The 22,893-nt window shown below is 70.9% G+C and carries 18 protein-coding genes; 12 read left to right on the top strand and 6 right to left on the bottom strand.

From position 1 onward, the window contains the following. The first annotated feature begins 13 nt into the window (after positions 1–13). Both H4J02_RS05555 and H4J02_RS05550 read left to right on the top strand, forming a co-directional pair. Positions 14–637 carry an HAD family phosphatase gene (locus tag H4J02_RS05555; RefSeq protein WP_187676094.1) on the top strand — a complete coding sequence of 208 codons (624 nt, stop codon included), beginning with the start codon at positions 14–16 and terminating at the stop codon, positions 635–637. A 1-nt stretch (position 638) separates the two neighbouring features. After that, positions 639–1,718, top strand: a complete 1,080-nt coding sequence (locus H4J02_RS05550) for an NADH:flavin oxidoreductase/NADH oxidase (protein ID WP_187676093.1) — start codon at positions 639–641, stop codon at positions 1,716–1,718. Positions 1,719–1,909: 191 nt separating this feature from the next. Here H4J02_RS05550 and H4J02_RS05545 read toward each other — a convergent pair whose 3' ends face one another. Beyond that, positions 1,910–2,959 (bottom strand): hemolysin family protein, encoded by a 1,050-nt coding sequence (locus tag H4J02_RS05545; RefSeq protein ID WP_187676092.1) that lies wholly within the window; start codon positions 2,957–2,959, stop codon positions 1,910–1,912. Continuing rightward, positions 2,956–4,275, bottom strand: a complete 1,320-nt coding sequence (locus H4J02_RS05540) for a hemolysin family protein (RefSeq protein WP_187676091.1) — start codon at positions 4,273–4,275, stop codon at positions 2,956–2,958. The genes H4J02_RS05545 and H4J02_RS05540 overlap by 4 nt, the downstream gene beginning before the upstream one ends. 573 nt (positions 4,276–4,848) lie before the next feature. Here H4J02_RS05540 and H4J02_RS05535 point away from each other — a divergent pair. After that, on the top strand, positions 4,849–5,748 hold the full coding sequence (locus H4J02_RS05535) for a hypothetical protein (protein ID WP_187676090.1): 900 nt from the start codon (positions 4,849–4,851) through the stop codon (positions 5,746–5,748). Positions 5,749–5,798: 50 nt separating this feature from the next. Here the strand turns inward: H4J02_RS05535 and H4J02_RS05530 are convergent, their stop codons facing one another. Beyond that, the gene (locus tag H4J02_RS05530) at positions 5,799–7,238 is read right to left on the bottom strand and encodes a GuaB1 family IMP dehydrogenase-related protein (RefSeq protein WP_187676089.1); all 1,440 of its coding nucleotides are present in this window, start codon (positions 7,236–7,238) and stop codon (positions 5,799–5,801) included. Between the two features lie 176 nt (positions 7,239–7,414). On the opposite strand from H4J02_RS05530, the gene H4J02_RS05525 reads away from it, so the two are divergent. After that, positions 7,415–11,305, top strand: a complete 3,891-nt coding sequence (locus H4J02_RS05525) for a multifunctional oxoglutarate decarboxylase/oxoglutarate dehydrogenase thiamine pyrophosphate-binding subunit/dihydrolipoyllysine-residue succinyltransferase subunit (RefSeq protein WP_187676088.1) — start codon at positions 7,415–7,417, stop codon at positions 11,303–11,305. 271 nt (positions 11,306–11,576) lie between these two features. On the opposite strand, the gene H4J02_RS05520 is transcribed toward H4J02_RS05525, so the two are convergent. Beyond that, positions 11,577–11,804: a zf-HC2 domain-containing protein gene (locus tag H4J02_RS05520; RefSeq protein ID WP_187676087.1), complete on the bottom strand. Its 228-nt coding sequence runs from the start codon at positions 11,802–11,804 to the stop codon at positions 11,577–11,579. Continuing rightward, entirely contained in the window at positions 11,801–12,418 is a 618-nt protein-coding gene (locus H4J02_RS05515; RefSeq protein WP_187676086.1) for a sigma-70 family RNA polymerase sigma factor, read from the bottom strand. Before H4J02_RS05515 ends, H4J02_RS05520 begins: the two co-directional genes overlap by 4 nt. 106 nt (positions 12,419–12,524) lie before the next feature. On the opposite strand from H4J02_RS05515, the gene aroA reads away from it, so the two are divergent. The 8 genes from aroA to H4J02_RS05475 all read left to right on the top strand — a co-directional run bounded on the left by aroA (position 12,525) and on the right by H4J02_RS05475 (position 21,765). Beyond that, the gene (gene aroA, locus H4J02_RS05510; RefSeq protein WP_187676085.1) at positions 12,525–13,970 is read left to right on the top strand and encodes a 3-phosphoshikimate 1-carboxyvinyltransferase; all 1,446 of its coding nucleotides are present in this window, start codon (positions 12,525–12,527) and stop codon (positions 13,968–13,970) included. Positions 13,971–14,020: 50 nt separating this feature from the next. Beyond that, positions 14,021–15,058 (top strand): ribosome small subunit-dependent GTPase A, encoded by a 1,038-nt coding sequence (gene rsgA / locus H4J02_RS05505; protein WP_187676084.1) that lies wholly within the window; start codon positions 14,021–14,023, stop codon positions 15,056–15,058. After that, positions 15,055–15,852: an inositol monophosphatase family protein gene (locus tag H4J02_RS05500; RefSeq protein WP_187676083.1), complete on the top strand. Its 798-nt coding sequence runs from the start codon at positions 15,055–15,057 to the stop codon at positions 15,850–15,852. Before rsgA ends, H4J02_RS05500 begins: the two co-directional genes overlap by 4 nt. 217 nt (positions 15,853–16,069) lie before the next feature. After that, positions 16,070–17,131 (top strand): sugar ABC transporter substrate-binding protein, encoded by a 1,062-nt coding sequence (locus tag H4J02_RS05495; RefSeq protein WP_187676082.1) that lies wholly within the window; start codon positions 16,070–16,072, stop codon positions 17,129–17,131. Between the two features lie 127 nt (positions 17,132–17,258). After that, the gene (locus tag H4J02_RS05490; RefSeq protein ID WP_187676081.1) at positions 17,259–18,014 is read left to right on the top strand and encodes an ATP-binding cassette domain-containing protein; all 756 of its coding nucleotides are present in this window, start codon (positions 17,259–17,261) and stop codon (positions 18,012–18,014) included. Next, positions 18,011–19,327 carry a sugar ABC transporter permease gene (locus tag H4J02_RS05485; RefSeq protein WP_187676080.1) on the top strand — a complete coding sequence of 439 codons (1,317 nt, stop codon included), beginning with the start codon at positions 18,011–18,013 and terminating at the stop codon, positions 19,325–19,327. The genes H4J02_RS05490 and H4J02_RS05485 overlap by 4 nt, the downstream gene beginning before the upstream one ends. Positions 19,328–19,484: 157 nt before the next feature. Then, the gene (locus H4J02_RS05480) at positions 19,485–20,990 is read left to right on the top strand and encodes an ABC transporter permease (RefSeq protein WP_187676079.1); all 1,506 of its coding nucleotides are present in this window, start codon (positions 19,485–19,487) and stop codon (positions 20,988–20,990) included. A gap of 49 nt (positions 20,991–21,039) precedes the next feature. Next, positions 21,040–21,765: an ABC transporter ATP-binding protein gene (locus H4J02_RS05475; protein ID WP_187676078.1), complete on the top strand. Its 726-nt coding sequence runs from the start codon at positions 21,040–21,042 to the stop codon at positions 21,763–21,765. A 15-nt stretch (positions 21,766–21,780) separates the two neighbouring features. Here the strand turns inward: H4J02_RS05475 and H4J02_RS05470 are convergent, their stop codons facing one another. Next, positions 21,781–22,893: a bifunctional 2-methylcitrate synthase/citrate synthase gene (locus H4J02_RS05470; protein ID WP_187676077.1), complete on the bottom strand. Its 1,113-nt coding sequence runs from the start codon at positions 22,891–22,893 to the stop codon at positions 21,781–21,783.

Here is a 22,893-nt window from a genome sequence, read left to right as displayed (position 1 = left end):
ATAGTTTGGGACGGTGAGCATCAGCATCCCCGGTCGTGTCGTCGTCTTCGACTACGGGGAGGTCATCTCGATGTCTCCGAGCGAGCACGACACGCTCGCGCTGCTCGGTGCCGCCGAGCAGGAGGCCGGTCGTTTCTGGCCCGTCTACTGGCACCACCGCGACGCGCTCGACTCGGGCAGCATCCGCGTCGTCGAGTACTGGCAGCGCGTCGCGGCCGATCTCGGGGCCTCGTGGGATCTCCCGACGATCCAGCGCCTGTGGGCGATCGACTTCCGCGGTTGGATCACGGTCGAACCGGGCACCGTGCAGCTCATCGACGAGCTGCGTCAGGGCGGCACACGCCTCGCGCTGCTGTCGAACGCGGGCTTCGACTTCGGCGACGCATTCCGCAACGCGCCGTTCTCGTACGGCTTCGAGAAGGTCTTCGTGAGCGCCGAGATGGGGCTGCTCAAGCCCGACCCGGAGATCTACCGCCGCGCCGCCGAGGGCCTCGGCATCGAGCTCGCCGAGATGGTGTTCGTCGACAACAAGGTCGCCAACGTGGAGAGCGCGACGGCCCTCGGGGTCACGGGCCACGTCTTCACGAGCGTGAAGGGCCTCCGCACCTTCCTCGAGTCGCTCGCGCAGGAGTCCTGAGATGCCGGGGCTCTTCGACCCGATCAGCGTCCGCTCGACCGACATCCGCAACCGGCTGTGGGTCGCGCCCATGTGCCAGTACTCGGTGCCGGAGCGCGACGGCGTGCCGACGGACTGGCACCTCGTGCACCTCGGCGCGCTCGCTCGCGGCGGCGCGGGTCTCGTGATCGCGGAGGCGACGGCGATCTCGCCCGACGCCCGCATCACGCCGCAGGACACCGGGCTCTGGAACGATGAGCAGGAGGCCGCCTGGGCGCGTATCGCCGCGTTCGTGCGGTCGCAGGGCGCCGTGCCCGGCATCCAGCTCGCGCACGCCGGCCGGAAGGCGTCGACGTTCGCCCCGTGGGGTTTCGACCAGCACGGCACCGTGCCGCCCGACGACGGCGGCTGGCAGACGGTCGCGCCCTCGGCCGTCGCGTTCGACGGCTACGCCGTGCCGCGCGCCCTCGACGTCGACGAGCTGCCCGCGATCGTGCGGGGCTTCGCGGATGCGGCGCGTCGCGCCGTGCGCGCGGGCTTCGGCGTCGTGGAGCTGCACGCGGCGCACGGCTACCTCCTGCACCAGTTCCTGTCGCCGCTGTCGAACCTGCGCGACGATGCGTACGGCGGCTCGCTCGAGAACCGGGCGCGGCTGCTGCTGGAGGCTGTGCGGGGGATGCGCGAGGCGGTCGGCGACGACGTGCCCCTGCTCGTGCGCTTCTCCGCCACCGACTGGGCGGAGGGCGGCTGGGATGCCGAGCAGACCGCGACGGTCGCGGCGTGGGCGCGGGAGGCAGGCGCCGACCTGTTCGACGTGTCGAGCGGCGGCCTCGTGGCGCACCAGAGCATCCCGCTCTCCCCCGGCTACCAGGTGCCGCTCGCGGAGCGTGTCTCCGAGGAGGATGTCGAGGTCTCGGCGGTCGGTCTCATCACCGATCCCGCCCACGCCGACGACATCATCCGCTCGGGCCGTGCGGACGCCGTCATGATGGGCCGTGAGCTCCTGCGCGACCCGCACTTCCCCCTGCGCGCCGCCGCGGCCCTCGGCGTCGACCTCCCCTACTGGCCCCCGCAGTACCTCCGAGCCAAGCCCCGCCCCTAGCCCGCCGACGGAGCCCTCGACGCCCCCGACGCCCGACAGAACGCCGTGCCCGCACGTGCAGTCACGAGCAGGAGGGTCGGGGATCCGTTTCCGAGTCGCTGGCACCGGGTCGGGCGGGAGCGCGCCGCCGACAGGCGGCACGCGAGGGCATGCGACTCGGAAGCGGATCCCCGACCCGACCCCCGTGATGACTACCGGGACCGACGATCCGTCGCGTCCTGCACCTCGCCGACGAGCTCCTCGATGATGTCCTCGAGGAACAGCACCCCCCGCGTCGCCCCGCTCTCGTCGAAGACGCGCGCGACGTGGCTGCCGGCGCGGCGGAGCATGGCGAGCGCGTCTTCGAGCTCCATCCCGCGGTAGAGCGAGATGAGCTGGCGGATGCGCTTGGGCGGCACGGGGTCGTCGTATTCGTCGTCGCGCAGGTCGATGACGTCTTTGAGGTGCACGTAGCCGCTGGGGAGGCCGTCGTCGTCGACGAGCACGTAGCGGCTGTAGCCGTGCTGGGCGACGGCGTGCTCGACGTCGGACGGGGTGGCGTCCTCGGGGAGGGTGACGAGCGCGTCCATGCCGACCGCGACATCCGCGACCTTCTTGGTGGTGAACTCGAAGGCGTTGCTGAGGGTGCCGGTGGTGTCGGTGAGCACGCCTTCGCGCGTGGAGGTGCGCACGATGAGCTCGACCTCGTCGACGGTGAAGGCGCTCGTGGCCTCGTTCTTCGGCTCGACGCGGAAGAGCCGCAGCACGCCGTTGGCGGTCGCGTTGAGGGCCCGGATGATCGGGCGGAACACCGTCGCGATGGCGACGAGCGGCGTGGCGAGCAGGAGCACGGAGCGGTCGGGCACGGAGAACGAGATGTTCTTCGGCACCATCTCGCCGAACACGACGTGCAGGAACGAGACGAGCACGAGCGTGACGATGAACGAGACGGTCGCGATGGCCTCCTCGGGCCATCCGGTGAGCCCGAAGGGCACCTCGAGGAGGTGGTGGATGGCGGGCTCGGACACGTTGAGGATGAGCAGCGAGCACACGGTGATGCCGAGCTGGCTCGTCGCGAGCATGAGGGTCGCGTGCTCCATGGCCCACAGCGCCGTCTTCGCGGCGCGCGATCCGGCCTCGGCACGCGGCTCGATCTGGGAGCGGCGCGCGGAGATGACGGCGAACTCGGCGCCGACGAAGAAGGCGTTGGCGGCGAGCAGGATGAAGAGCCACGCGATGCCCCACCAGTCGTTGGCGCTCATCGTCCCTCCTCCTGCTCGTCGGCGGGCCGGGGTGTGAAGCGCACGCGGTCGACGCGGCGGCCGTCCATCCGCTCGATGCGGAAGGTGCCTGCGTCGATGTCGACGGTGTCGCCGACGGCGGGGATGCGGCCGAGCTCGCTCATGAGGTAGCCGGCGACGGTCTCGTAGGGGCCGTCCTCGGGCACGGTGACGCCCGCCCGGTCGAGCAGCTCGTCGGGGCGCAGGGCGCCGGGGAAGGTGAGCCAGTCGCGGCTGCGCACGACGTCGGGGCGGGAGCGGTCGTGCTCGTCGGACACCTCTCCGACGAGCTCCTCGACGAGGTCCTCGAGCGTGGCGACGCCCGCGGTGCCGCCGTACTCGTCGACGACGACCGCGATCTGGAAGCTGCGGGCGCGCAGCTCGCCGAGCAGGGTGTCGAGCTTCATCGTCTCGGGCACGCGCAGCGCATCCGTCTGCAGGGCGGAGACGGGCACGGATGCGCGCCGCTCGCGCGGCACGGCGACGGCCTGCTTGATGTGCACGACGCCGACGATGTCGTCGGGGCTCTCGTCGATGACGGGGAACCGCGAGTAGCCGGTGCGTCGCGCGAGCTCGATGACGGTCTCGGCCGTGTCGGTGCGGCGTGCGGCGGCGAGGCGCGGGCGCGGCGTCATGACGTCGGCGGCGGTGTGCTCGGAGAACGCGAGGGTGCGGGCGAGGAGCGTCGCGGTGTCGCGGTCGAGCGAGCCTTCGCTCGCGGAGCGCCGCACGAGGCTCTTGAGCTCGTCGGCGGTGCGGGCGGAGCTGAGCTCCTCCTTCGGCTCGATGCCGACGGCCCGGAGCACCGCGTTGGCGGTGCCGTTGAGGAGGGCCACGAACGGCTTGAACACCGTCGTGAAGACGATCTGGAAGGGGATGACGAGCTTCGCCGTCTGACGCGGCAGCGCGAGGGCGAAGTTCTTGGGCACGAGCTCGCCGATGATCATCGACAGCAGGGTGGCGACGGCGACTGCGACGACGGATGCGACGACGCGCGAGCTGGCGGCGCCGAGGCCCCATGCGTCGAAGAGCGGCTGCAGCCACGCGCTGAACGCCGGCTCGAGCGTGAAGCCCGCGAGGAGCGTCGTGAGGGTGATGCCGAGCTGGGCCGCCGACAGGTGGGTCGAGGTGACCTTGAGAGCCCGGATGGTGGGCCCGAGCATCGTCTCGCCCTTGCTCTGACGGTTCTCGAGGTCGTGCCGGTCGAGGTTGACGAGCGCGAACTCGCTCGCGACGAAGAGGCCGGTGCCGACCGTGAGGAGCATGCCGGCGATGAACATCCACCATTCGGGGCTCATCGGGCGTCACCCCCTGCGGTGCTCACCGGCGCGGGACTGTGATGGGGCTCTGACGTCGAAGACGGAGGGTCATCCATGATCGCGCCAGCCTACAGGGAGGGCGAACCCGGTCGCTGTGCGGATGCCGGGGCCTCGTCGCCCGCGTCTGTGCGCCCGCCCGAGCCAGTGCGCCCGCCCAAGCACCTCGGTCGCGGGTTCTTCGCCAAACGCTGCAGCGTTCGGCCGAGCGCCGCAGTGATCACAACAGCGCTCGGCCGAGAACTGCCGCGCTATCCGGCGTCCGACGGCCGCTGCTCGGCGTCCGACGGCCGCGGCTTGGCATCCGTCCGCGCCGACGGTCCTCTCGTCCACGGACGGACTCCGGATGCGGACTCCCCCATCGTGGACGGAGGCCTCACACACCGCTCCGATCTGTCGGACGCTGCAGCGATGCACAGCACGCTCCGCCGCATCACCCGCTCAGAGGCTCTCGATCAAGGGATCACCGATCGGCAGCTCTCCCAGCTCGTTCGAACCGGGACTCTCCATCGTGTCCGGCCGGGCGAGTTCGCCCTGGTCGACGAATGGGCTGCCGTGGACCGGCTCGCTCAGCATCGCGAGCTCGTCCTCCGCACGGCCGAGCGAGCCGAGGGCCAGCAGGTCTACTCCCACCTCGCCGCCGCCGCGCTGTGGGGCATCCGCATCCGCGGTGCGTGGCCGTCCGTGGTGGACGTGCTCGTCGAACCCGCAGGTGGCGGCCGATCGAGCGGACGCGTGCGCCGCCGCGCTCTGGGGTTGGACGACCGCGAGATCGTCGAACTCGACGGCCTGCTTGTCACCTCACCCGCTCAGACGATCGTCGATCTCGCCCGCATCCTCCCGTTCGTCGACGGGGTCGTCGCCGCCGATTCCGCCCTCGGCACGTCGTTCGGTCGGGCGAGTCTGACGTCGAAGGAGCTGCTGTGGGCCCGACTCGACGCCGCCTCGCGCGGCCGTGGACTGGGACGCGCCCGAGCTGTCGTCGCCGAGGCGGACGGCCGGGCCGAGTCACCGCCCGAGACGGAATCCCGTCTCGCGGCCGTGCTGCTGGGGTTCCCGCGCCCCGAGCTCCAGCGGGAGTTCGAGACGCCCTCGGGCAGGAGGCGGGCGGACCTCTGGTGGGAGCACTACGGCATCGCCGGCGAGTGCGACGGGCGCGCGAAGTACCTCGACCCGGCCTACCTGCGCGGACGTGAGCCCGCCGACGTCTTCCGCGCCGAGAAGTCGAGGGATCGAGAGCTCATGGCGCATCCGCTCGTGCGGAGCGTGCTCCACTGGGACCCGGCGGACCTGCGCCCGCTCGCCCGCTTCTACGACATCCTGCGCGGGGCGGGCCTTCCGAGCTCGCTGCCGCGGCCCACCTGGGCGACGCTCGCCGAGGCGCCCGCAATGCTGCACGCCTCATCTCGGCGGCTGGCGCGGCACACTTCGGCATCCCGCGCCAGCCATTCCTAGCGCGCCGGGCCAAACGCTGCAGCGTTTGGCGACGAGGAACGGATGACGCGTCACCAGCTGACGGGGAGCGCCTTGCCCTCCTCGTAGCCCGCGGCCGACTGGAAGCCCACGACGGCGCGGTCGTGGAACTCGGCGAGGTTCGCGGCGCCCGCGTACGTGAACGAGCTGCGCACGCCCGAGGTGATCATGTCGAGCAGGTCCTCGAGCGAGGGGCGGTTCGGGTCGAGGTAGATCTTGGAACTCGAGATGCCCTCGGCGAAGAGCTCCTTGCGAGCGAGCTCGTAGGGCTCGAGGCGGCCGAAGCGCTCCTGCACGGCCTTCGTCGAGGCCATGCCCCAGCTCTCCTTGTAGAGGCGGCCGCTCGCGTCCGACTCGAGCCGGCCGGGCGCCTCGATCGTGCCCGCGAACCAGGAGCCGATCATGACGGATGCAGCGCCCGCCGCGAGCGCGAGGGCGACGTCGCGCGGGTAGCGCACTCCGCCATCCGCCCACACGTGCGCGCCGAGCTCGCGTGCGGCCTGCGCCGTCTCGAGCACCGCCGAGAACTGCGGGCGGCCGACGGCGGTCATCATGCGCGTCGTGCACATCGCGCCGGGGCCGACGCCGACCTTGATGATGGAGGCGCCCGCGTCGACGAGGTCGCGCACGCCGTCGGCCGTCACGACGTTGCCCGCGACGATGGGGACGTCGAGGCCGAGCCCGGAGATCGTGCGGAGGGCGGCGAGCATGCCCTCCTGGTGGCCGTGGGCGGTGTCGACGACGAGCACGTCGACCCCCGCGTCGGCGAGCGCACGCGCCTTCGCGGCGACGTCGCCGTTGATGCCGACGGCCGCGGCGACACGCAGGCGCCCGGAGGCGTCGACCGCGGGCTGGTAGATCGTGGAGCGCAGGGCGCTGCGCCGCGTGACCGAACCGACGATGTGGCCGTGGTGGCGCACGAGAGCGACCTCGACGTCCGCGTCGACGAGGAGGTCGAACGCGGCCCGCGGCCCCTCGAGGTCGTCGGCGTCGAGCGACGTGACGCCTCCGTGCACGAGGTCGCCGAGGCGCGCGTCGGGGAGCGCGGTCGCGAGGCGTGCGGCGGGGACGCATCCGGCCTCCTCCCCCGCGGCGTCGCGCAGCACCACGACACCCGCGGCGATCGCGGGCACGATGCGGAGCGCGTCGGCGACCGTCGCATCCGCGGAGAGCTCGATGGGCGCGTCCCAGCCGACGGGCTGCGCCTTGACGGAGCGGATGGCGGCGTCGAGCTCTTGCAGCGGGAGGTCCTGCGGCAGCACGCCGAGGCCGCCGCGGCGAGCGAGCGTCGCGGCGAGGCGCGGGCCCGTGACGGAGTTCATGTTGGCCGACACGATGGGGAGCTGCGCCCCCGTGCCGTCGGTCGTCGCGAGGTCGACGGAGAGCCTGCTCGTGACCGCGGAGCGGCTCGGGACGAGGAAGACGTCGGAGTAGGTGAGGTCGTGTGCCGGAACCTGTCCCGTGAAGCGCATGCCTCCACGGTAGGGCGTGCGACCGGCGCCCGCACGGGGCGCAACTGGGAGCTTCCCTGACACCCCGCAGAACGTCCGCGAAGGCCTCCGTGAAACGTTAGGCTTGTCGTCGGTGTGACCAGCGGGGATCACCCGGATCCCTGGCACCGGCGAGTAGTGAGAGTGGGCGGTCGGCTGTGTCCAACCCCGTCACCGGAGTGACGCCCGAGGAGAACGCCTCGGGAGAGTTCGGAGCCAATGAGTGGCTCGTCGACGAGATGTACGAGCGATACCTCGTCGACAAGGAATCTGTCGATAAGAGCTGGTGGCCCATCCTGGAGTCCTACCGGCCCGTCGACGACCCCACGCCCACCTCGGCGATCCCGGTCGTGGCGTCCCCCGAGGCGCAGCAGCCCGAGGCGCCCGCCCAGCCCGAGGCGCCCGCCCAGCCCGAGACCGCTCCCGCGGCACCGGATGCGGCTCCCGCCGACGCGGAGGCCCCCAAGAGCCAGGTGGGCGGCGAGTCGCAGGTGCCCGAGGCGGTGACCGAGCCCGCGGCGGCTGTCGCGCCCGCATCCGCGCCGTCCGAGGCGGCCCCGCCGACGACGCCCATCGCGCGCACCACCTCCGCGCCCGCCAAGCCGCAGCCGATCCCGGCCCAGGCGCCCACGACGGCCTCGAACCCGGTCGTCGCGGAGTCGGCGGAGCCCGAGGAGACCGTCACCGTGCTCAAGGGCATGGCGAAGACGCTCTCGACCAACATGGACCAGAGCCTCACGGTTCCGACCGCGACGAGCGTGCGCACGGTGCCGGCGAAGCTCATGATCGACAACCGCATCGTCATCAACAACCACCTGCGTCGCGCCCGCGGCGGCAAGGTGTCGTTCACGCACCTCATCGCGTGGGCGATGGTGCAGACGCTCAAGGAGTTCCCGAGCCAGAACGTGTTCTACCGCGAGACGGAAGACGGCAAGCCGTCGGTCGTCGCGCCCGCCCACGTGACGCTCGGCATCGCGATCGACCTCCCGAAGCCCGACGGCACGCGATCGCTGCTCGTGCCGGGCATCAAGCGCGCCGACACGATGAACTTCGCCGAGTTCCTCGCCGCCTACGAGGATGTCGTGGCCCGCGCCCGCGCCAACAAGCTCACGGCCGCCGACTTCCAGGGCGTCACGATCTCGCTCACGAACCCCGGCGGCATCGGCACCGAGCACTCGGTGCCGCGTCTCATGAAGGGCCAGGGCTGCATCATCGGCGCCGGCGCCCTCGAGTATCCGGCCGCGTTCCAGGGCTCCTCGCCGAAGACGCTCGTCGAGATGGGCATCGGCAAGACGATCACCCTCACGAGCACCTACGACCACCGCGTCATCCAGGGCGCCGGCTCGGGCGAGTTCCTCAAGAAGGTGCACGAGCTGCTCATCGGGCAGCGCGACTTCTACGAGGGCATCTTCGCGGCCCTCCGCATCCCCTACGACCCGATCCACTGGGCCGAGGACATCAACGTCGACCTCTCGGAGCGCATCTCCAAGACGAGCCGCGTGCAGGAGCTCATCAACTCCTACCGCGTGCGCGGCCACCTCATGGCCGACATCGACCCGCTCGAGTACCGCCAGCGCTCGCACCCCGACCTCGACATCGCGAGCCACGGTCTCACCTTCTGGGACCTCGACCGCGAGTTCGTGACGGGCGGCTTCGGCGGCAAGCGCACTATGCTGCTGCGCGACATCCTCGGGGTGCTGCGCGACTCGTACTGCCGCACCGTCGGCGTCGAGTACATGCACATCCAGGACCCGGAGCAGCGGGCCTGGTTCCAGGAGCGCCTCGAGCAGCCCTACGTCAAGCCCACGCACGACGAGCAGCTGCGCGTGCTCGCGAAGCTCAACGAGGCGGAGGCCTTCGAGACCTTCCTGCAGACGAAGTACGTCGGCCAGAAGCGCTTCAGCCTCGAGGGCGGCGAGTCGACCATCGCGCTGCTCGACGAGATCCTGCAGGGTGCCGCCGAGGACGGCCTCGACGAGGTCGCCATCGGCATGGCGCACCGCGGTCGCCTCAACGTGCTCACCAACATCGCGGGCAAGACGTACGGTCAGGTGTTCCGCGAGTTCGAGGGCACCCAGGACCCGAAGTCCGTGCAGGGCTCCGGTGACGTCAAGTACCACCTCGGCACCGAGGGCACCTTCACCGCGATGAGCGGCAAGGAGGTGCCGGTGTACCTCGCCGCGAACCCCTCGCACCTCGAGGCGGTCAACGGCGTGCTCGAGGGCATCGTCCGCGCCAAGCAGGACCGCAAGGGCGACGGCCAGTTCGGCACCCTCCCGATCCTCGTGCACGGGGACGCCTCGATGGCGGGCCAGGGCGTCGTCGTCGAGACGCTGCAGATGTCGCAGCTGCGCGCCTACAAGACGGGCGGCACGATCCACGTCGTCATCAACAACCAGGTGGGCTTCACGACGACCCCGCAGGACGCGCGCAGCTCGGTCTACTCGACGGATGTCGCCAAGACCATCCAGGCGCCGATCTTCCACGTGAACGGCGACGACCCCGAGGCCGTCGTGCGCGTCGCGGAGCACGCCTTCGCGTACCGCCAGAAGTTCAAGCGCGACGTCGTCATCGACCTCGTCTGCTACCGCCGCCGCGGTCACAACGAGGGCGACGACCCGTCGATGACGCAGCCGCTCATGTACAACCTCATCGAGGCGAAGCGCAGCGTCCGCACCCTCTACACGGAGGCGCTCGTCGGTCGCGGCGACATCACCCAGGAGGAGTTCGAGCAGGCGCAGGCCGACTTCCAGGAGCGCCTCGAGCGCGCCTTCGCGGAGACGCACGCCGCCCAGACCGGCTCGATCCCGGTCGTCGCGAAGGACCAGAGCCCCGTCGCCGACCTCGAGCGTCCCGTGTCGCAGCAGGACGACGCATCCGGCGAGCCCGCGTCGACGGCCGTCGACCAGGGCGTCGTCGAGCTCATCGGCGACGCGCACGCGAACCCGCCGGCGAACTTCACGGTGCACGCGAAGCTGCAGCAGCTCATCAAGAAGCGCTTCGACATGAGCCGCAACGGCTCGATCGACTGGGGCTTCGGCGAGCTGCTCGCCCTCGGCTCGCTCCTGCTCGAGGGCACCCCCGTGCGCCTCGTCGGCCAGGATGCGCGCCGCGGCACCTTCGTTTCGCGCCACGCCGTGTTCCACGACCGTGAGAACGGCCAGGAGTGGCTGCCGCTCGGCAACCTCTCCGACACGCAGGCGCGACTCGCGATCTACGACTCGCTCCTGTCGGAGTACGCGGCCCTCGCGTTCGAGTACGGCTACTCGGTCGAGCGCCCGGATGCCCTCGTGCTGTGGGAGGCGCAGTTCGGCGACTTCGCGAACGGCGCCCAGACGGTCATCGACGAGTTCATCTCGAGCGCCGAGCAGAAGTGGGGCCAGCGCTCCGGTGTGGTCATGCTCCTCCCCCACGGCTACGAGGGCCAGGGGCCGGACCACTCCTCGGCGCGCATCGAGCGCTACCTGCAGCTCGCGGCGGAGAACAATATGACGATCGCGCGTCCGTCGACGCCCGCGTCGTACTTCCACCTCCTGCGTCGCCAGGCCTACGCGCGTCCGCGCCGCCCGCTCGTCGTCTTCACGCCGAAGTCGATGCTGCGTCTGCGCGGTGCCACGAGCGAGGTCGCCGACTTCACGCAGGGCCGCTTCGAGCCGGTCATCGACGACGCCCGCATCCAGGACCCGTCGACGGTCAAGCGCGTGCTGCTGCACTCGGGCAAGATCCACTACGACCTGCTGAACGAGGTCTCCAAGCGCGCGGATGCCGGAGCCTTCGCGCTCGTGCGGCTCGAGCAGTACTACCCGCTGCCGACGGCCCAGCTCATGCCGATCCTCCAGCGCTACGCGGATGCCGAGATCATGTGGGTTCAGGAGGAGCCGGAGAACCAGGGCGCCTGGCCGTTCCTCGCGGTCGAGCTCGCGCCGCAGCTCGGCGACCGCAAGCTGCTGGTCTCGTCGCGCGCCGCATCCGCGTCGCCCGCGACGGGCTCCTCGAAGCGGAGTGCCGGCGAGCAGACCGCGCTCATCGCGAAGGCTCTCGAGGTCTAACGAGCCTCACGCAGAAGAGCGCCGGCCCCCAAGGGGTCGGCGCTCTTCGCGTACCAGGGGCGCTGGTCTCGAGACGCGTCGGGCTGCGCCCGGCGCTCCTCGACCACCTGGGGTCGCACGGCGGGATGACATCGAGGACGGGTGGCGATCCGTTCCCGAGACGCTGGCATCGGGACTGACGGGAGCGTGCCGTCGAAGGCGGCACGCGGGGGCATGCGGCTCGGGGACGGATCGCCTCCCGTCCGCCCCGGGTGACCCCGGCCGCCCCGAGTTACGCGTCGAGCTTGGCGAGGATCGAGGCGCGGAGCTCGTCGGGCGCCTTCTCCTGGCAGGCGCGCTGCACCTTCTGGATGAGCGTGAGCCCCACGAGGTGCTCCGTGGAGCAGTCCTCGCACCCGTCGAGGTGCTCCTGGATGTCGGCGAGGTCCTGCTCGGAGAGCTCGCGGTGCAGGAACTCCTCGAGCTCGGCCTTGGCCTTGTCGCAACCGCAGTCGGTCATTTCTTGCTCCCGGATGACGTGTCCGCGGCGGTGTACCCACGCTCGCGGGCGTATTCGGCGAGGCGCTCGCGCAGCATGCGGCGTCCGCGATGGAGTCGGCTCATGACGGTGCCGACGGGGGTCTTCATGATGTCGGCGATCTCCTGGTAGGAGAATCCTTCGACGTCGGCGAGGTAGACGGCGAGCCGGAAGTCCTCGGGGATCGACTGCAGGGCCTCCTTGACATCGCTGTCGGGGAGGTGGTCGATCGCCTCGGCCTCGGCGGATCGGGTGGTGCGCCCCTGGGTGAGGGATTCCGCGGAGCCCAGCTGCCAGTCCTCGAGGTCGTCGAGGGTGCCCTGGTAGGGGTTGCGCTGGTTCTTGCGGTAGCTGTTGATGTAGGTGTTCGTGAGGATGCGGTAGAGCCACGCCTTGAGGTTGGTGCCCTGCTCGAAGCCCGCGAACGCCGCGTAGGCCTTCGTGTAGGTCTCCTGCACGAGGTCGCCCGCGTCGGCGGGGTTGCGGGTCATGCGCATCGCCGCCGCGTAGAGCTGGTCCATGAAGGGGATCGCCTGCTCGGCGAACAGCCTCCGCAGCTCGTCGGGGGTGTGCTCGGGGCGTGCGCTGTCTGCCATCGGCGTCGAGTCTATGCCGAGCGCTCCCACCCGGCCGATGGTCGGCACGTCGAGTACCAGCACCGCGACTCCTTCCCGCCCTCTCGGGCACTACCCTTGTCAACCGATGGGCGTTCTTGGATATTCCGGCCGCGATGAGGAACTGCACCTCCAGATCCCGGGCAAGGAGGAGCCGCCGGTGCCGCTGTACGGCGTCGTGCACGTGCAGGATGCGCCCGCGGGCCCGTGGGCGGCTCCCGTCGCCGAGGGCCCCCTCTCGGCCCGGCTGACGCTGCCGGGGTCGAAGAGCCTCACCAACCGCGAGCTCGTGCTCGCTGCCCTCGCCGACGGCCCCTCGACGATCCGCCGCCCCCTGCACTCGCGCGACTCGGCGCTCATGATCCAGGGCCTGCGCGCGCTCGGCGTCGGCTTCGACGAGGTGCCGGGCGACGGCGACTTCGGCCCCGACCTGCGAGTGACGCCGGGCGAGCTGCTGGGCGGCACGATCGACACGGGGCTCGCCGGCACGGTCATGCGCTTCCTGCCGATCGTCGCGGCCCTCGCGCTCGGCCCGTCGAACGTCGACGGCGACCCCTACGCGCGGAAGCGGCCCATGCGCACGACGGTCGACGCCCTGCGCGGCCTCGGCGTCGAGGTGGAGGACGATGGGCGCGGCACGATGCCGTTCACAGTCCACGGCACGGGCGGCGTGCGCGGCGGCGAGCTCGCGATCGACGCGTCGGCGTCGAGCCAGTTCGTGTCGGGCCTCCTGCTCGCGGCGCCGCGCTTCGACGAGGGCCTGACGCTGCGCCACACGGGCGAGCGCCTGCCGAGCCTCCCCCACATCCGCATGACGATCGAATGCCTGCGGGCGCGCGGCGTGACGGTCGAGGAGCCGGAGCCGGGGGTGTGGGTCGTGGCGCCGCAGCCGATCCGAGCCGTCGACGTGACGATCGAGCCGGACCTCTCGAACGCGGGCCCGTTCCTCGGGGCGGCGCTCGTCGCGGGCGGCACGGTCACGATCGGCGGCTGGCCCGAGAGCACGACGCAGGTGGGCGACGACCTCCTCCGCATCCTGCCCATGCTCGGCGCGACGGTGTCGCGCGAGGGCGACGCCGTGACGGTCGACGGCGGCGCGGGCGTGCTCGGGGGCTCCCCCGTTCACGCGGTCGACCTCGACCTCTCGACGGGCGGCGAGCTCGCCCCGACGATCGCGACGCTCCTCGCGTTCGCCGACGGCCCGAGCGCGATCACGGGCATCGGTCACCTGCGCGGGCACGAGACCGACCGCCTCGCGGCCCTCGCATCCGACATCGGGCGCCTGGGCGGTGAGGTCGTCGAGCTCGACGAGGGTCTCGAGATCCGCCCGCGCCCCCTGCACGGCGGCGCGTGGGAGGCCTACGCCGACCACCGGATGGCGACGTCCGGAGCGCTCGCCGGTCTCGTCGTTCCCGACGTGACGGTCGACGACATCGCGACGACGGCGAAGACGCTCCCCGAGTTCCCCGAGCTGTGGGCGCGGATGCTGGGGCGCGAGCCCGCCGCGACGCGCTGGGAGACGCTCGCACTGTGAGGAACGCACGGTGAGGCGAGCACGGTGAGGTCGACCCTGAGGCGTGTCCGATGAGCTGGCTGGACGGCGACGACGACGAGCCCGACGGCTTCGACGCGTGGGACGAGTCGGATGTGCGCGTGCGGCCGAACCCGAAGGGCAACCGACCGCGCACGAAGGTGCGCCCCGCGCACGAGGACGCCGTCGAGGGCCGCGTGCTCTCGGTCGACCGTGGCCGCTACACGGTGCTCGTCGATGCCGACACGCCCGGCGAGCACACCGCGACGGCGACACGTGCGCGCGAGCTGCGCGACCAGGCGATCGTCACGAACGACCGCGTCGACCTCGTGGGCGACGTCTCGGGCGAGCCCGGCACGCTCGCCCGCATCGTGCGCATCCGTCCCCGCACGACGCTCCTGCGCCGCAGCGCCGACGACTCGGATGCCGTGGAGCGCGTCATCGTCGCGAACGCCGACCAGCTCATGATCGTCGTCGCGGCCGCCAATCCGGAGCCGCGCCCGCGCCTCGTCGACCGCTATCTCGTGGCCGCCTACGACGCGGGCATCCAGCCGCTCATGGTCATCACGAAGACCGACCTCGCCGACCCGGAGCCGTTCCTCGCGAACTTCGCGGGCCTCGACATCCCCGTCGTGCGGAGCGCGCAGGGCGCGTGGCCCGTCGACGAGCTCACCCCGTTGCTCGCGGGCCACACGACCGTCGCGGTGGGACATTCCGGCGTCGGCAAGTCGACGCTCGTCAACGAGCTCGTGCCGGGCACCGATCGCGCGACGGGTGTCGTCAACGCGGTCACGGGCCGCGGACGCCACACCTCCTCGTCGACGGTGTCGCTGCGCGTGCCGACCGGCGGCTGGATCATCGACACCCCCGGCGTGCGCTCCTTCGGCCTCGGGCACGTCGACCCCGCGAACGTCATGCGCGGGTTCCCGGATCTCGCGGCCGTTGCCGAGGACTGCCCGCGCGGGTGCACGCACGCCGCCGATGCACCCGACTGCGCGCTCGACGAGGCCGTCGAGCGCGGCGAGCTCGACCCCGCGCGCGTCGACTCGCTCCGGAGGCTGCTCGCGTCGCTCGCTAGGCTCGAGGCGTGAGCGACTCCCCCGACTATTCCGTCGCCGACGACCTGGCGGTCGCGCTGACCCTCGCCGCCGAGGCCGATCTCATCGCGATGGACCGCTACCGCGCCCAGGACCTCGGCATCCAGACGAAGGCCGACAAGTCGATCGTGACGGATGCCGACACGCGCGTCGAGAGGATGATCCGCGCGCACCTCGCCGAGGCCCGACCGCACGACGCCGTGCTCGGCGAGGAGTTCGGCAGCGAGGGCTCCTCGAACCGGCAGTGGATCGTCGACCCGATCGACGGCACGAGCAACTTCGCGCGCGGCGTGCCCATCTGGGGCGCGCTCATCGCGCTCCTCGTCGACGACGTGCCCGTCGTGGGCGTCGTGAGCGCGCCTGCGCTCGAGCGCCGCTGGTGGGGCGCGGCGGGCCTCGGGGCGTGGGTGCAGCACCACGGCGGCGAGGCGCAGCGCATCCGGGTCAGCAGGATCGACCGGCTGACGGATGCGACCCTCAGCTACAACAACCTGCAGACGTGGGACCAGTACGGGCATCTCGACACCCTCGTCGACCTCTCCCGTCGGGTGGGCCGCACGCGCGCCTTCGGCGACCTGTGGTCGTACATGCTGCTCGCCGAGGGCTCGATCGATATCGCGGGCGAGTTCGACGTGAAGCCGTGGGACATCGCGGCGCTCGTGCCGATCGTGACGGAGGCCGGAGGTCGCGTCACGACGATCTCGGGCTCGCCCGCGCTCGACGAGCTCAACGTCGTCGCGACCAACGGGCTGCTCCACGACGAGGTCCTCGGCGCCTTCGCAGGTTAATCGTTCACATCGTGAAGTGAATGCGCGAGAGGGCATGCGTCGTCGCACGGTGACGCCTCCCCTGGTTTCCAGGGCTGTTATCGAATAGTTACCGAATTCTTCTCGCGGCGGGTATCTTCAACTCTTGAAGTCAGTGCACAATCGCACTGCCACTGTTCAATGCCGAGAGTGGTACTTCGAGGAAGTTCCCCCTCACCACCATGAGAAAGGGAGTGACGTGAAGAAGTCATCGCTGATTTCCATCGCTGCACTCGCCGGCGCCTCCGCGCTGGTTCTGACCGGCTGTGCCACCGACAACGGCAACGGCGGAGGTGGAGGCGGCACCGCCTCCACGCGCGCCTGCGTCATCCTGCCCGACACCGAGTCGTCCGACCGCTGGGAGAACGGCGACCGCCCCGCGCTCGAGAAGGCGTTCAAGGACGCCGGCTTCGAGGCGGACATCCAGAACGCCCAGGGTTCGACCGACAAGATGGCGACGATCGCCGACCAGCAGTTCTCGAAGGGCTGCGGCGTCATGCTCGTCACCGACTTCCAGGGCGCGGGCGTGGCCGTCGTCGAGAAGGCCAAGGCCGAGGGCATCCCGGTCATCGCCTACGACCGTCCCATCGAGGGCGCCGACTACTACGTCTCGTTCGACAACGTGAAGGTCGGCGAGCTCGAGGGCCAGTCGGTCGTCGACGGTCTCAAGGCCGCCGGCAAGGACCCGGCCACCGCGATCGTCGTCTACATGGGCGGCGACGCCTCCGACGGCAACGCGAAGATGTTCCACGACGGCGCCGTCTCCGTCATGGAGGCCGCGGGCATCAAGCCCGCCGCCGAGCCCACGGGTGTGTGGGACACCGAGAAGTCGGCCACCAACTTCGAGCAGGCGCTGACCTCGCTCGGCGGCAAGGTGGACGCGGTGTGGTCGGCCAACGACGCGAACGCCGCCGGCGTCATCTCGATCCTCGACAAGAACGGCCTCGTCGTTCCCGTCTCGGGTCAGGACGCCTCGGTCGCCGGTCTGCAGAACGTGCTGCTCGGCAAGCAGACCGCGACGGTCTACAAGCCGTTCCAGCTCGAGGCCAAGGCCGCCTCGGACCTCGCCATCAAGCTCCTGAACGGCGAGACCCCGACGGCCGACAAGACCCTCGACGACGGCACGCCGTACATCGCGGTCACCCCGGTCCTCGTCGGACCGGACGAGGTGCAGCAGGTCATCGACGACGGCAACGCCAGCGCGTCGGAGATCTGCACCGGTGAGGTCGCCGCGAAGTGCGAGGAGCTCGGCATCAAGTAACACCACCGTGGTGGGGCCCCGCGTCGGGAGAGATCCGTGACGCGGGGCCCTTCCTACGGCGGTACCCGCTCTCGAGTGGGAACATCACACTCACGGGACGCAGGCGTCCCAGAAAGGAGGGGCCCCCATGGCTGATACCCCCCTCATCGAGCTCACCGACGTCGTCAAGAGCTTCGGGCCGGTCAGCGTCCTCAAGGGCGTGAATCTCAAGGCGTTCCCGGGCAAGGTCACGGCCCTCGTCGGCGACAACGGCGCCGGCAAGTCGACCCTCATCAAGGGCCTCGCGGGCGTGCAGCCCTACGACGGCGGCACCGTCCGCTTCGAGGGCCGGGAGGTGCACCTGCACTCGCCGCGCGACGCATCCGCTCTCGGCATCGAGGTCGTGTACCAGGACCTCGCACTGTGCGACAACCTCGACATCGTCCAGAACATGTTCCTCGGCCGCGAGGAGACCGTCGGCGGCGTCTTCGACGAGGGCCAGATGGAGCGCGAGGCGAGCGAGACGCTGCGCTCGCTCTCCGTCCGCACCGTCAAGTCGGTGCGTCAGAAGGTCTCGTCGCTCTCCGGCGGCCAGCGCCAGACCGTCGCGATCGCGCGCTCGGTGCTCAAGAAGGCCAAGCTCGTCATCCTCGACGAGCCGACCGCCGCCCTCGGCGTCGCCCAGACGGAGCAGGTGCTCAACCTCGTGCGCCGCCTCGCCGATCAGGGCGTCGCCGTCATCATCATCAGCCACAACCTGCAGGACGTCTTCAAGGTGGCCGACTACATCAGCGTGCTCTACCTCGGCACGATGGTGGCCTCGATCCCGACGAGCCAGACCACGAGCGACGACGTCGTGGGCTACATCACCGGCAGCAAGACCTACGACGGAGTGAACGTATGACCACCACACCCGCCACCCCGCCTCCTCCCACCGAGGACACCACGAACCTCCCCGCCGAGGGCGGTTTCATCGGAAGCGGCCAGGAGGGCGGCATCCGGGACCAGGTGCAGGCCTGGTTCCAGCGCGTGCGCCATGGCGACATGGGCGCCCTGCCCGCCATCGGCGGACTCGTCGTGCTCGTCATCCTGTTCTCGATCCTCAGCCAGACGATGCTCGGGCAGCAGTTCTTCCTCACGGAGCGCAACTTCGCGAACCTGCTGACCCAGGCGGCGTCGCTCGTGATGCTCGCGATGGCGCTCGTGTTCGTGATCCTGCTCGGCGAGATCGACCTGTCGGCGGGTGTCACCGCCGGCGTCGCGCTCTCGTCGTTCGTCGTGCTCACGAAGCCCGACGGCATCAACATGAACTGGGTGCTCGCGCTCGTCATCGCGATCCTCGTGGGCGTCGCGATCGGAACCTTCAACGGCTTCTTCGTCGCGAGAGTCGGCATCCCGTCGTTCGTCGTCACGCTGGGTCTCTTCATCGGGCTCCAGGGCGTCACGCTCATCGTGCTGGGCGACGGCGGCGTGTTCCGCATCCAGATCCCCGAGTTCCTGGCCATCCAGAACGCGAACCTGCCGATCTGGGCCGGCTGGACGATGCTCGGCGTCATCCTCCTCGTCTCGTTCGGCATGTCGATGTGGGACCGGCGGCTGCGCACGCGCGCGGGAGTGCCCAACCGCACGATCGCCCTCGTGTGGGCCAAGCTCGCGGTCATCGCGCTCGCGGGCGGCTTCGTCGTGGCGGTGCTCAGCTCGAACCGCTCGTCGAGCATCAAGGTCATCGAGGGCGTGCCGATCGTCGTGCCGATCGTGCTGCTCATCCTCTGGATCGGCACGTTCGTGCTCGACCGCACCAAGTTCGGACGCTACATCTACGCGATCGGCGGCAACGCCGAGGCCGCGCGCCGCTCGGGCGTCAAGGTCATCACGATCCGGTGGATCGCGTTCATCGTGTGCTCCGTGCTCGCGGTCGTCGCGGGAGTGTTCAGCGCGAGCAAGGTCGGCTCGATCAACGCCGGATTCGGAACGGACACCGTGCTGAGCGGCGTCGCGGCCGCGGTCGTCGGCGGCGTGAGCCTCTTCGGAGGCCGCGGTCGCCTCATGCACGCCGCGATCGGCGCGCTCGTGATCGCCGTCATCGCGAACGGCCTCGGCCTGCTCAACCTGCCCGCGGGCGTGAACTACATCGTCACGGGCGGCGTGCTCGTGCTCGCCGCGACGGTCGACGCCGTGTCGCGCGTGCGCGCGGGCGGCTCGATCATGCGCACCTAGGTCGACTGATTCCGAGGGGCCGTCCGCACGAAGCGGGCGGCCCCTCGGCGTTCCGGCGGCGCTCACATCCGCGACCAAGGTCCGGTGAATGAGCGGCTCAGCCGACACCCATAGCGTCTCGCCGACGGCATCACCCGAGATGCCGAGAGGGAGACCCATGTACTGGACCTACCTGCGCCGCGAGCTCGGCGGGCGCAAGAAGCACACCGTCATCGTCGCCGCCGGCCTCGCCGTCGCGATCGCGCTCGTGATCGTCGTGAACGCCCTGTCTGCGGGCGTGCGCCAGGCACAGGATGCGGCGCTCGCATCCGTCTACGGCGTCGGCACCGACCTGACGGTGACCGGTGCCGCCGCCGTCCCCGGCGAGCCCGGCGAGGGCGGCCCCGGCCGCTTCGAGTTCGGCGAGGACGGCGGACGCACCGAGGACGACGGCACGACGTCGCTCTCGCAGTCGCGGCTCACGGTCGAGCCCGGCCGCGGTACCCTCGATGCCTCGGTGCTCGACGAGGTCTCCGGCGTCGACGGCGTCGCGGCGGCCACGAGCGCCCTCAGCCTCAGCCACATGACCTTCTCGGGTGAGCTGCCCGAGGCTCCCACCTCCGAAGGCGGCCAGACCGAGGGCGGCCAGGGCGGCCCCGGTCAGCCGCCGGCACAAGGCGGCTTCGCGGGCGGCTCGTTCGGGATCGACACCTTCACGGTGCTCGGTGTGGACCCCGCCGCCTCGGGCGTCGGACCGCTCTCCGCGGTCGAGGTCGCCGACGGGCGGGCTCTCGACGCCGACGATGCCGACGCCCGGGTGGCGGTGCTGGATGCGTCCTACGCGACGAGCGAGGAGCTCTCGGTCGGCGACACGATCGAGGTCGCGGGCACGACGATCCAGATCGTCGGCACCGTCGCATCGACGTCGAGCGAGGCGGACACCGCTGCGGAGGTCTACCTGCCGATCGCCCTCGCGCAGGAGCTGGCCGACGCGGACGGCGTCGTCTCCACCGTGTACGTGCAGGCCGAGAGCGCGGACGACATCGCGGCCGTCCAGGCCGAGCTCGAGGAGCTGCTGCCGGATGCCACCGTGAGCTCCCAGTCGGACCTCGCGGCGGGGATCTCGGGGTCGCTCTCGAGCGCGTCGTCGCTCATCCAGAACCTCGGCACGTGGCTCTCGATCATCGTGCTCGCCGTGGCCGTGCTGCTCGCCGTGCTGTTCACGATCTCGGGCGTCTCGCGTCGCACACGGGAGCTCGGCACCCTCAAGGCGATCGGCTGGTCGAACCGCCGTGTCGTCGGCCAGGTGGCGGGCGAGTCGCTCGTCCAGGGTCTCATCGGCGGCGTCGCGGGTCTCGTGCTCGGCCTCGGGGCGATCTGGGCGATCAACGCGATCTCGCCGACGATCGCGACGTCCGCGGGCGCATCGGAGCCGCAGGCGGGCCCGGGCGCGTTCGGCCCCGACTCGGGCGGCTTCGGTCCCGGGGGCGGCGGACCGACCGGCCTGATGGACGGCGCCGGCGCGTCGTCGACGACCGAGATCGTGCTGAACGCGCCCCTCACCGGCTGGATCCTCGTGGTGGCCGTGGGCCTCGCCGTCGTGGCCGGTCTCCTCGCGGGAGCCTTCGGCGGCTGGCGCGCCGCCCGCCTGAGCCCCGCCGAGGCGCTGCGCTCGGTCGCCTGACCCCGCGGCATCGACGACACGACACGACACGACACGACAGGGGATCACCATGACCGACACGAACGCCATCGCCGCCGAGGCGGCCTCCCCCGCATCCGCTCTCCTCTATCGCCTGGCAGGCGTCAGCCGTCGCTATGTGCAGGGCAAGCGCGACGTGACCGCGCTCGACGGCGTCGACCTCGACATCGCCGAGGGCGAGTTCATCACCATCCAGGGCCCGACCGGCGGCGGCAAGTCGACGCTTCTGCAGCTGCTCGGCGCGCTCGACCGGCCCACGAGCGGCGACGTGCGCTTGGGGGAACTGAACCTCGCGAGCGCCTCGGCCTCACGACTCGGGCGGGTGCGGGCCGAGGAGATCGGCTTCGTATTCCAGGGGTTCAATCTCATCCCGACCCTCACGGCGGCGGAGAACGTCGACATGGGGCTGGAACCGCTCGGCATCCCGCGCGCCGAGCGTCGCGAGCGCGTCACGGAGGCGCTCGCGCACGTGGGCCTTTCCGAGCGGTCGGGTCACCTGCCCGGCGAGCTCTCGGGCGGCCAGCAGCAGCGCGTCGCGATCGCGCGCGCCATCGCCAAGCGGCCGCGCGTGCTGCTCGCCGACGAACCGACCGGGAACCTCGACGAGGCCACGCGCGACGAGGTGCTCGCGGTGCTCGAGAAGCTCAACGCCGAGGGGCTCACCCTCATCGTCGTGACCCACGACTCGGCAGTCGCGAAGCGCGCCGGCCGGCGACTGCGGCTCGAGCGGGGCGTCGTGCGCGACATCACGCGCTGACGCCCCGCCCGGGGTTCAGCCGACGCTGCGCTGCTCGACGCCGACGTACTCCGAGAGCGGGCGGATGAGCGCGTTCGCCGCCGCCTGCTCGCGGATGTGCGCCGTCCAGCCCGTCACGCGCGCCGCGACGAAGAGCGGCGTGAAGAGCTCGGTGTCGAAGCCGATGAGGTGGTAGGCCGGACCCGACGGGTAGTCGAGGTTCGGCTTGATGCCCTTGCGGTCGTCCATCGCCTTCTCGAGCGCCGCGTAGAGCTCGCCCAGGTCGGGGCGGTCGTACTCGGCGAGGAGCGTGTCGAGCGAGGCCTTCATCGTGGGAACGCGCGAGTCGCCGTTCTTGTAGACGCGGTGCCCGAAGCCCATGATCTTGCGCTTCTCGGCGAGGGCGGCATCCAGCCACTCCTCCGCGCGGTCGGCGAAGACGATCTCGTCGAACATGTGCATGACGGCCTCGTTGGCGCCGCCGTGCAGGGGGCCCTTGAGGGCGCCGATCGCGGCGACGACCGCCGAGTAGAGGTCGGCCATGGTCGAGGTCACGACGCGCGCCGTGAAGGTCGACGCATTGAACGAGTGCTCGGCGTACAGGATCATCGACACGTCGAACGCCGTGACGACCACGAGGTCGGGCACCTCGCCGAACGTCATGTGCAGGAAGTTCGCCGAGTAGCCGAGGTCGTCACGGGGCTCCACGACCTCCTCGTCGCGCAAGCGGCGCTGCGTGTAGGCGACGATCGCGGGCAGCTGGGCCCACAGGCGCTTGGCCTGCTCGAGCTGCGCCTCCGGGCTCTGGTCGGCGACGGTGGGGTCGGCGGCGCCGTACGCGGAGACGGCGGTGCGCACGACATCCATCGGGTGCGCCTCGAGCGGCAGCAGGTCGATCGCGTGCTTCGCGACGGGTGAGAGCGCGCGGTGCGCGCGCTCGAACTCCTGCAGCTCCTCGAGCTGCACGGGCGTCGGCAGCTCGCCGTGCCACAGCAGGTAGGCGACCTCCTCGAACGTGCACGTGTCGGCGAGCTCCTGCACGGGGTAGCCGCGGTACAGCAGGGAGTTCGTCTCGGGGTTGACCTTGGAGATCGCGGTCACGTCGACGACGACGCCCGCGAGCCCCTTCTTGATGTCGGTGTCTGCCAT

Source organism: Protaetiibacter sp. SSC-01, assembly GCF_014483895.1.
In the GTDB taxonomy this organism is placed as follows: Bacteria; Actinomycetota; Actinomycetes; order Actinomycetales; family Microbacteriaceae; genus Homoserinibacter.
The sequence above is the reverse complement of the archived record's forward strand: the minus strand, read 5'-3'. Positions and strand labels throughout refer to the sequence as shown.

Bases quoted from the DNA above. Each gene is read 5' to 3' on its own strand.
- H4J02_RS05520 (WP_187676087.1), bottom strand. From the start codon at position 11,804: ATGACCGACTGCGGTTGCGACAAGGCCAAGGCCGAGCTCGAGGAGTTC.
- H4J02_RS05550 (WP_187676093.1), top strand. From the start codon at position 639: ATGCCGGGGCTCTTCGACCCGATCAGCGTCCGCTCGACCGACATCCGC.
- H4J02_RS05480 (WP_187676079.1), top strand. From the start codon at position 19,485: ATGTACTGGACCTACCTGCGCCGCGAGCTCGGCGGGCGCAAGAAGCAC.
- H4J02_RS05490 (WP_187676081.1), top strand. From the start codon at position 17,259: ATGGCTGATACCCCCCTCATCGAGCTCACCGACGTCGTCAAGAGCTTC.
- H4J02_RS05540 (WP_187676091.1), bottom strand. From the start codon at position 4,275: ATGAGCCCCGAATGGTGGATGTTCATCGCCGGCATGCTCCTCACGGTC.
- H4J02_RS05475 (WP_187676078.1), top strand. From the start codon at position 21,040: ATGACCGACACGAACGCCATCGCCGCCGAGGCGGCCTCCCCCGCATCC.
- H4J02_RS05485 (WP_187676080.1), top strand. From the start codon at position 18,011: ATGACCACCACACCCGCCACCCCGCCTCCTCCCACCGAGGACACCACG.
- H4J02_RS05530 (WP_187676089.1), bottom strand. From the start codon at position 7,238: ATGCGCTTCACGGGACAGGTTCCGGCACACGACCTCACCTACTCCGAC.
- H4J02_RS05470 (WP_187676077.1), bottom strand. From the start codon at position 22,893: ATGGCAGACACCGACATCAAGAAGGGGCTCGCGGGCGTCGTCGTCGAC.
- aroA (WP_187676085.1), top strand. From the start codon at position 12,525: ATGGGCGTTCTTGGATATTCCGGCCGCGATGAGGAACTGCACCTCCAG.
- H4J02_RS05515 (WP_187676086.1), bottom strand. From the start codon at position 12,418: ATGGCAGACAGCGCACGCCCCGAGCACACCCCCGACGAGCTGCGGAGG.
- H4J02_RS05545 (WP_187676092.1), bottom strand. From the start codon at position 2,959: ATGAGCGCCAACGACTGGTGGGGCATCGCGTGGCTCTTCATCCTGCTC.
- rsgA (WP_187676084.1), top strand. From the start codon at position 14,021: ATGAGCTGGCTGGACGGCGACGACGACGAGCCCGACGGCTTCGACGCG.